We start from the raw sequence: 6,662 nt of genomic DNA on the forward strand, positions 1-6,662 counted from the left end.
CCGACATAAGTTGGAGCGATATATAGAACTACAGAAGGGGGCTAGTGAAAATTTAGCGAAACCGAACCCGGCGCTATTTGTTCAGAGTTGCCAAGAACTGGGGGTAGAACCAGGTAAAACGTTAATGGTGGGAGACTCTGCTGGGGATATGCAAATGGCGAAAGAAGCCGGAGCGGCAGGTGCGATCGGTATTTGTTGGCAACCATGGAGCCATGATTTACAGATGGCTGATGTGGTAATTTCGACACTTGATGCGATCGCAATTATTACCGGGGGAGTCTCCAATTAGTTTCTATCTCCAGCAGATTCTTGAGAAACAGTCCGTAGGAAACCCATTAAATCGTCAAACTTTCATGATCCGTTGTAGGGAGTTTGGTATATTGGACGGGATTACTACGGGGTAGTGAACGGCTAACAATCAATGATCCAACAGGAGGAAAGCCTTGTCTAATCGTCAATATCTGTTTACCTCTGAGTCAGTGACAGAGGGTCATCCTGATAAAATCTGCGACCAAATTTCTGATACCATTTTGGATGCTCTCCTGGCTCAAGACCCTAAAAGTAGGGTAGCGGCGGAAGTAGTTGTCAACACAGGCTTAGTTCTGATTACTGGGGAGATTACTACTAAAGCTCAAGTTAATTATATCGGACTAGCCCGTCAAAAGATTGCCGAAATTGGCTATGTCCACGCGGAAAATGGCTTTTCAGCAGATAGCTGTTCAGTATTAGTTGCCCTTGATGAACAGTCGCCAGATATTGCTCAAGGTGTTGACCAAGCCCAGGAAAATCGGGAAAAACTGAGTGAAGCTGCTTTGGACTCTATCGGTGCTGGTGATCAGGGGTTGATGTTCGGTTTTGCGTGTAATGAGACCCCGGAACTGATGCCTATGCCGATCAGTTTAGCTCACCGGATGGCTAGACAATTGACGGCTGTTCGTAAAAATGGTACTTTGCCTTACTTGCGACCTGATGGCAAAACTCAAGTTACTATTGCTTACGAAAACGATCGCCCGGTCAGAATAGACACGATTTTGATCTCAACCCAACATACAGCAACTATTGGCGATATTACTGACCCCCAAGCGGTCCAAGATCGCATCAAAGAAGATTTGTTAGCTGAGGTGATCACTCCAGCTTGGGAAGGGATTGATATTAAACCTGACGAAAATACTCGCTTGTTAGTTAACCCTACTGGTAAATTCGTGGTTGGTGGACCTCAAGGGGATTCTGGTTTAACGGGTCGTAAGATTATTATTGATACCTATGGCGGTTATTCGAGACATGGGGGCGGCGCTTTTTCTGGGAAAGACCCCACGAAAGTAGACCGCAGCGCTGCTTATGCTTGCCGCTATATTGCTAAAAATATTGTGGCTGCTGGTTTTGCGGATAAGTGCGAGGTTCAGGTAAGTTATGCGATCGGGGTGGCTCGTCCTGTTAGTCTATTTATTGAGACTTTTGGCACGGGTAAGGTGGATGAGCAACAACTGCTGAAAGTGGTGCAAGAAAACTTTGAGTTGCGTCCGGCTGGTATGATTCAAGAGTTTAACCTGCGGGATTTACCAGGCCTGCGGGGAGGTCGTTTCTTCCAAGATGTGGCAGCCTATGGTCACATGGGACGGACGGATCTCGATCTACCTTGGGAAAAAACTGATAAGGTGGAATTACTCAAGCGGGAATTGCTTCAGACTCTTACGGTCTGATACCTGGGTTTTGATAACCTTCTGTAACTACCGCTTCTCGCCTCCGGTGATTATCGGTGGGGCGGGAAGCGGGATAATGGATAATTGCTGGTGGCTCAGGTATTTAATGAATTTCCCGCCAGGGCAGGGACAATATCTGTGTTGTCTGTACTATCCCCTTTGTCTCAAGTTGAAGGATGATTCTATGCAAACTGTTGAAAAACCAGTATCACAACCTGTTGATTCACCGCTAACGATCGCTGGTAGGTCATTTACATCGCGTTTGATGACGGGAACTGGCAAATATCGCAGTTTAGAAGAAATGCAGGAAAGTATTGTTTCTAGTGGCTGTGAGATAGTTACGGTGGCGGTTAGACGGGTGCAAACTCAGGCTCCGGGACATGAGGGGCTGGCGGAGGCGATCGACTGGTCGAAAATTTGGATGTTACCTAATACTGCTGGCTGTCAAACGGCGGAAGATGCGGTGCGGGTGGCGCGTCTGGGTCGGGAAATGGCTAAGTTATTGGGTCAGGAAGACAATAATTTTGTGAAGTTAGAGGTGATTCCTGATTCTAAATATTTACTACCTGACCCCATAGGAACTCTGAAGGCGGCGGAACAATTGGTAAAAGAAGGGTTTGCGGTTTTGCCTTATATTAATGCTGATCCTCTGTTGGCTAAACATTTGGAAGAGGCGGGTTGTGCGACGGTGATGCCTTTGGGATCTCCTATCGGATCTGGTCAGGGGATTAGAAATGCAGCCAATATTCAGATTATTATTGATAATGCTAAGGTGCCGGTGGTGGTAGATGCGGGTATTGGTACGCCCAGTGAGGCGGCTATGGCTATGGAAATGGGGGCTGATGCTTTGCTGATTAATTCGGCGATCGCTTTGGCGAGTAAACCATCTATGATGGCGAATGCTATGGGAATGGCGGCGAAAGCGGGACGTATGGCTTATTTGGCGGGACGTATTCCGGTTAAGGATTATGCGATCGCTTCTTCCCCTCTCACGGGTACAATCACAGGAGCGAACTTTTGAGAATGCTAAAATTTTCTAAAGTTTCTGGGGGTGTCGCCAAATTTTGTTAAGATTGATGACAGGAATAAGATCAGGACTATATACGAATGCCTTATACAACCGAAGAGGATGGACTCGTCAATAATTTTGCTGTAGAACCAAAAGTTTATACGGCGGAACCTCCCAATAAAACTCAGAAGCGTAACTACATAGTTTGGGGGGCGCTGGCTGCGGTTTTTGTGGCTGGTGTGTTAGCTATTGCGGTAGCTGCGTCTTAGAATCGGTGGAGAAATTCCTGTAGTGATGATGCTGGCTTGAATGAGATCATATCAGGCCAGTATCAATGTTATTTTTTCTGCATGGAATGACCGCAACTAATACAACCTTCTCTAGTAGTTACGCCACAAATAAGCAGCTTTATACTCAGTTGAAGCAGGCTTTAAGATTAGGTTTGGGACAACAGGTTTTTGTGGCAGTATGTGATCACCTGAGTCTGTTGCATCAAATGGCGAGTAGTTTGGAAACGGAACTAGGTTCTGAGGATCTTCTGAGTACAGATGGAGCAGATACTATAGACCGGGTAGGGGCTGGTGATAGGTCTGGCGAGGAAGAGATCACAACCCGAAAGCAGGTTAGTTCTAAGTTGGTGACGCTGCATTTGGAATTAACTGACCCCAACCCTATTGCTCAAATGTGCCGCTGGAAAAGTGAAAATCCTGGCTCTCCCCTAGCTTTCCAGATTTTAGGGGTTGAAAAGTTGACTAGACAACCTGCTGGTATTCAATGGTCTTTTTTGAACTATTTGCGGGAAGCTGAATCTAAGTTAATCGAATTTGAGTTAAGTGTGCTGCTGTGGGTATCATCGCCTTGGCTGTGCTGTATTCAACAGTCAGCGCCGGAATTTTGGCGCTTGCATAGGGGTATATTTAAATTTGTGGGGGACCCTAGTCCGGTGTATGATCAGGCTTTATCAGGGCAGCATTCGCCGGGTATACATAAATCAGAATCAGAGAGAGAGAGGGTGATCTCGTCTGTAGAGCGGCCGAAGGGTGAAAGGGTCGCTCAAACTGAGCCAATAGATGGTTCACCGTCGGGGCTGGTATATTCACAGGAATATCTACAGAGCTGTTTAAAACGGGCTTATATGTATCGCGATCGCATATCTAAGGGTAATGGTACTGTGCCACTACTAAATGAGGCTATAGAAGCCTATAAGGAGGTGGTAGAGCAATTGGATGAGTGGGAAATGCTGTTAGAGTCAAATAGTGCTTTACCGAAGGGTTTAGATGCGGTTAATATCTACAACGATCTTGGTACTTTCCACTGGATGCTATTTCAGCAGACGCGAAAATCTCTACATCAGGGTGGCCAGGCGTTGGCGCATCTGGAGATGAGTATTATCTGTTATCAAACCGGGTTAATGAAAGTTAAGCCGAACTCCGACGGCTATATTTATGTTAGAGTGCTAAAGAACCTGGGTGCTGCTTATACAGATTTAGGGACAATTCGGGAGCCAGTTGAGAATTTACAACAGTCGATTACTGTTTATGAAGAAGCTATCAACTATCTGAAATTGGTTAAGGACCAGGGCCGTCTATGTGATTCTCAAGGGCTAGATTATCGAGCTATCCAAAATAATTTGGGAACAGCTTATTGGACACGCGCCCAACATATTGAACCAGTGGTTAATTTAAAAGCGGCGATCGCAGCTTATGGGGAGGCTTTGCGGGGCTATTCGGAGAATAAGGAGCCTCAGCACTATGCTATGATTCAGGCTAACCTGGGGACAGCTTACTGGAATCTAGCACAGCATCAGCCTTCAAAAAGGTGGCTGCAAAAGGCGATTTATAGCTACCGAAAAGCATTAAAATATCGCACGTCCAAAGCGGATCCGGTTGCTTGTGCAACTACTGAAAATAACCTGGGGACAGCCTGTTGGCATTTAGCCATGTATCAGGAGGAACCAGAAGAGCGCAGTAAATCATTGAATGAGGCGATCGCAGCTTATGAAAAAACCTTAACCCTAGCCCAACAACTGAGTCCCACGCAGTTGACATTCGATACCTTGGCAACTCACAATAACTTAGGACTTGCTTATTATCGTTTGGCAACAGATCAAGCGCTCTGTCCTCGCTGTGAACAAAGGGTTTCTCACCTAGAGAAAGCACTGCACCATCACCTGATGGCAGGTTCCTATGAGGCGATTCCTGAAGAAGGAAGTGCCACCGCCCTAGAGTCGGAACGTCATCGTTTGGCGTTCAATCATCTAGTCCGAACCCTACGCGCTTTGTACCAGGAATCGGGCCCATTAGGTCAAAACCAAGCCCTATCTAAGATTCCCGGTCATCTGCTCCCGGAAATATGGCGTTACTTATCTTGAAATCCATAAAAAAATCAAGACGGACGCTATCCCGGCAAGGCAAGGCTTGTATTTTTGCCCCATGCTCACGCTCTTCTTGTGGTTATGGCCTCTCAAAAGATTCTTGTGGTTGATGACGACCCGGCAATCCGCAATTTAATTTCTCGGTATCTGACTCAACAAAACTATGAGGTTGAGTCGGCAAAAGATGGTGAGACGGCGCTGCAATTGTTTGACGCATTTAATCCCGATCTGGTGATTCTGGACGTTAACCTGCCTGATACCACGGGTTTTGCCCTGTGCCAGGAAATGCAGAGCCGGACGCGGGTATTTGTTTTGCTTCTTACCAGTTTGACTGGGGAGGCTGATAAGATTAAGGGTTTTGATCTGGGGGCTGATGACTATATTACTAAGCCCTTTGGTTTGGCAGAACTAGGGGCGAGAGTGCGGGCGATTTTGAAGCGACAGCGTTCTGTAGAAGAGACGGAAATGCGGAGCTTGACCTATGGGGATCTGGTGATTGACCCGGTACGTCGCGAGGTCTATATTCGCGATCGCCAAATCTCCCTCAGTGCCCTGGAGTTTGACCTACTTTACTGTTTAGCGAAAAAGCCTGGTAGGGCTTGGCGACGCTCAGAACTGCTACAGGAGGTTTGGGATTATGAATATGAGGGCGAACAGCGGGTAGTTGATGTTCATATTGGTCAAATTCGCAAAAAGATTGAGCCGGACACAGATAAACCTGTGTTGATTAAAACGATTCGCGGGGTGGGGTATATGTTCGATCGCCGTGGTAGTGAAGAACCTAGGCCTTAAACTCACGAATTTTAGGGGGTTAAGGGGTTGACAGGCAGGGGGAAGCCGGGGTAAAATATTGACATATTTTACATAATCGGAATCTGTACACAAATAATAATTTTGGAAATATTCCCATTATTTAAAATAATACCAGAAGCGCAACCCAAAAGCAAGCAACCTCCCCCAGAAAAAATTTTTCGCAACAATTCTTAACATTTCGTTACAAAAGTTAACATAAACTGAAGGGAGGGCCAAGACTCCCTAGTGGTGATTAGTTGGCTGTTGGATGAAGGTGGGACTGAATTTGCGATGCCCATTGCTGACCGCGCCTCACACAGTCACCGACGGAAACCCCATCAATATAGTTGCTACACAGATAAAGTCCGGGAAGCGATCGCAATCCAGCATTGATGGAATTTAGGCGATCTTGATGACCGAGAGTATATTGTGGGATAGCGCGCCGCCAGAGATGGACAGCCAAGACTTTGGGGGGGACATCTTCAGCCAGCAGAATTTGGCGTAGGTCTTGATGAACGGCGGCGACAATTTGATCATCATCCATTTCGCCAATTTCAGGGTCTGTAGCACCCCCAATATAATTGCTGAGGACTTGCCAAGATTCTGGGGCGCGACCGGGGAATAAACTGGAGGTCCAAATAGTGCCGAGGGTACGGATTCCTTGATGGCGGGGAATTAAATTACCAAAGCCTTTGAGTTGTTGTTTTAAGGTGATTTAGGATAGGCGAGTACGACACAAGCGACGGGGGGATAAGGAATTTGGCTTAATGCGGAAGCGATTGGAGAG

Annotated in this window: 7 protein-coding genes; 6 read left to right on the forward strand and 1 reads right to left on the reverse strand. The window is 46.6% G+C overall.

Features of this window, described 5'->3' with window-relative positions:
* The 6 genes from B9T16_RS24125 to B9T16_RS24150 all read left to right on the forward strand — a co-directional run.
* On the forward strand, positions 1-289 hold a 289-nt coding region (locus tag B9T16_RS24125), incomplete at its 5' end, for an HAD-IA family hydrolase (protein ID WP_410245972.1).
* Positions 290-443: 154 nt separating this feature from the next.
* Positions 444-1,700, forward strand: a complete 1,257-nt coding sequence (gene metK, locus B9T16_RS24130) for a methionine adenosyltransferase (protein WP_410245973.1) — start codon at positions 444-446, stop codon at positions 1,698-1,700.
* 184 nt (positions 1,701-1,884) lie between these two features.
* Complete coding sequence (locus B9T16_RS24135; RefSeq protein ID WP_006617825.1) at positions 1,885-2,721, forward strand: thiazole synthase; 837 nt, start codon at positions 1,885-1,887, stop codon at positions 2,719-2,721.
* Between the two features lie 86 nt (positions 2,722-2,807).
* Entirely contained in the window at positions 2,808-2,978 is a 171-nt protein-coding gene (psb34, locus tag B9T16_RS24140) for a photosystem II assembly protein Psb34 (RefSeq protein WP_006617826.1), read from the forward strand.
* 65 nt (positions 2,979-3,043) lie between these two features.
* Entirely contained in the window at positions 3,044-5,080 is a 2,037-nt protein-coding gene (locus B9T16_RS24145; RefSeq protein WP_006617827.1) for a tetratricopeptide repeat protein, read from the forward strand.
* A gap of 84 nt (positions 5,081-5,164) precedes the next feature.
* Positions 5,165-5,875: a response regulator transcription factor gene (locus tag B9T16_RS24150; RefSeq protein WP_006617828.1), complete on the forward strand. Its 711-nt coding sequence runs from the start codon at positions 5,165-5,167 to the stop codon at positions 5,873-5,875.
* A 253-nt stretch (positions 5,876-6,128) separates the two neighbouring features.
* Here B9T16_RS24150 and hemG read toward each other — a convergent pair whose 3' ends face one another.
* Positions 6,129-6,590 carry a protoporphyrinogen oxidase gene (hemG, locus tag B9T16_RS24155; RefSeq protein ID WP_410245974.1) on the reverse strand — a complete coding sequence of 154 codons (462 nt, stop codon included), beginning with the start codon at positions 6,588-6,590 and terminating at the stop codon, positions 6,129-6,131.
* Positions 6,591-6,662 lie beyond the last annotated feature (72 nt).

The organism is Arthrospira sp. PCC 8006 (assembly GCF_046480465.1).
In the GTDB taxonomy this organism is placed as follows: Bacteria; Cyanobacteriota; Cyanobacteriia; order Cyanobacteriales; family Microcoleaceae; genus Limnospira; species Limnospira platensis.

Excerpts from the sequence above, each read along its gene's own strand:
- B9T16_RS24135 (WP_006617825.1), top strand. The coding sequence starts at position 1,885 with ATGCAAACTGTTGAAAAACCAGTATCACAACCTGTTGATTCACCGCTA.
- psb34 (WP_006617826.1), top strand. The coding sequence starts at position 2,808 with ATGCCTTATACAACCGAAGAGGATGGACTCGTCAATAATTTTGCTGTA.
- B9T16_RS24145 (WP_006617827.1), top strand. The coding sequence starts at position 3,044 with ATGTTATTTTTTCTGCATGGAATGACCGCAACTAATACAACCTTCTCT.
- B9T16_RS24150 (WP_006617828.1), top strand. The coding sequence starts at position 5,165 with ATGGCCTCTCAAAAGATTCTTGTGGTTGATGACGACCCGGCAATCCGC.